Annotated in this window: 2 protein-coding genes; one reads left to right on the top strand and one right to left on the bottom strand. The window is 72.7% G+C overall.

The annotated features are described in order from the left end of the window. Positions 1-195, bottom strand: a 195-nt coding sequence (locus ACFRAR_RS38510; protein ID WP_380705078.1) for a hypothetical protein, incomplete at its 3' end; no start/stop codon positions are given. A 625-nt stretch (positions 196-820) separates the two neighbouring features. Between ACFRAR_RS38510 and ACFRAR_RS38505 the strand changes: the two genes are divergently transcribed. Continuing rightward, positions 821-1,204 carry a peptidoglycan-binding protein gene (locus ACFRAR_RS38505; RefSeq protein ID WP_380705076.1) on the top strand — a complete coding sequence of 128 codons (384 nt, stop codon included), beginning with the start codon at positions 821-823 and terminating at the stop codon, positions 1,202-1,204. Positions 1,205-2,030 lie beyond the last annotated feature (826 nt).

Here is a 2,030-nt window from a genome sequence, read left to right as displayed (position 1 = left end):
GTCCATGAGCGCGTGCACGCGCTCATGGACCACGGCAAGGGCGCGCACGGCGAACCCGCCGCTGCCGCCGCCGGACCGGCCGGGCCCTCCGGGCAGCCGGACAACGCCCACGATGGCCCCGCCCCGCACCCGCCGCACAGCGGCGAGCCGCTGCCCACCACTCCCGGGGTCCTGCTCCCCGGGCAGGGACGTCACGGCGAGCGCCCACCTGAGCGGGAGAGACCTTCCTGGGCCAGGATCCTTGTGCGCCAGGCGAGTTCGAAATCTTAGGCGGCCTCGATCCGCGGCCACTGGTGGGCGAGCAGAGCTGCCCAGGCCGCGCGGAGGGCGTCAGCGGGCGGGAGGTGGGGCACACAGGGTCCGGATCGTGCCGGCCGGGGTGTGCAGGACCAGGTCGAGGCCGGAGCCGAAGTCGCGGCTGACCGGGTCGAGGAACATCGGCCCCTTGCCGGAAGGGGGCACCAGATCCAGCAGGGGCCGCCCCGCCGCAGGGAAGGACCAGCGGGCCACCTTCTGCCACCGCCCGCGTCGGTCGGCTGCGGTGGCTTCTGCAACTGCGCCTCCGCCAGGGCAAGTTCCACCATCGGAGCGGGAGCGGGAGCGGGAACGAAGGTGACGCGCAGGAGATCGTCGGCGGAGAAGTATAATCGCACCACTCGTGTCCCTTCTCGGGGACGTGCGACGGCCACGTCGTTCGGTCCAGACCGAACGGATTGCCGGTCGTGGACGACTGTCCCGAGTATGGCAGCGCCGACGACGCCAGGACGTCCATTCGTCACCGTCAAGGCACCTGTCCGAACACTGCGATGGAGGAAACGTCATGGGACTGAGCCGCATCGGCAAGCGCGCGGCCGTGCTGGTGGTCGCGGGGCTGTTGGGGGTTGGGGCGTCTGTCGGCTCGGCACAGGCCTCCCCGGGCGCGGGATACATCGGGGACGGCTACGGCAACAACGCCCACGGCGTCTGGTGCGTGCAACACCTGATCAACGACGTGGTTGCCGCTCACGGCAAGGGGCGCCCGCTCAACGAGGACAGCGCGTGGGGGCCCAACACCAAGAGCTGGGTGGAGTGGTACCAGGACGGCGCCGGCCTGTCGAAGGACGGCGTAGTCGGCAGGGACACCGGAGCTGCTCTCCTCCGCGACGGCGACTCGTACTACGGAGGCTACAACTACTGCTACACGTACGTGCCGTCGACCTTCTGAGCCGCCGGTGCGGCGGGCCCCCGCCGGTGGCGGCCGGGGCCCCCCCGCCCCGGGGGGGGGCCCTGGGAGGTGTGTTTTTAAAAAAATTAAGCGGCTGACGGCGGTGGGGCGCGGGGGGGGTTGTGAACAGGCGATTAGGCCGACCGATCCGCCCCGCCATCAGCTGACTGTCCGTCACATCGCTGCGGCCGCCACCGCTGCCCTGCTGTTCACGGGCTGCGGCACCGCGACGACCACGGCCGCCGGCGGCGGCCCGGAGGCCTCCGGCAGTCCCGCCTCGTGCGGCAACCCGCCGCCGAGCGCGCCCGGAGTGCCGCAGCCGGCCAAACTCGCCCGGGGCGGGGCGCGGATCACCGCCGTCAGGCCGACCTGTTTCGCGTACGAGGTGACCAACCCGAACGGCGAACCGCACGACTACACCCTGGTGTTCAACGGCCCCGAGACGCCCGGCGAGGTGAAGAACCTCACCCGGACCGTCCCCGGGCTCGCCCCCGGCGCCACCGAGAAGGGCCGGATCGACCTGGGCCCGACCGGGCCCGGCGGGCGCGACAACCCCGCCCGCCCAAGCCGGAGTTCCTCACCGTCCGCAGCGTGCCCACCGCCGAGGCCTCCCGGCCTGACAGCCCCTGCCCGGCCGCCGGCCTGCGGCTGTACACCGACGAGGGCAGCGCCGCCATGGGCCTGCGCGCAGTCGGCCTCCCACTGACGCCTGGAGGCCGCCAAACCATCGGGGTTGGCGGGCGCCAGTTGTTTGTAATGGGCGCAACACCGGAGCGCCGACCAACGGCACCCGCCGAGGGGCGGGGGGGGGGCCCCCAAGGCACCC

Origin of the sequence: Kitasatospora sp. NPDC056651 (assembly GCF_042792155.1) — a bacterium.
Lineage (GTDB): Bacteria > Actinomycetota > Actinomycetes > Streptomycetales > Streptomycetaceae > Kitasatospora.
Note: the sequence above shows the minus strand (reverse complement) of the source record. Positions and strands in the feature narration are given on the sequence as shown.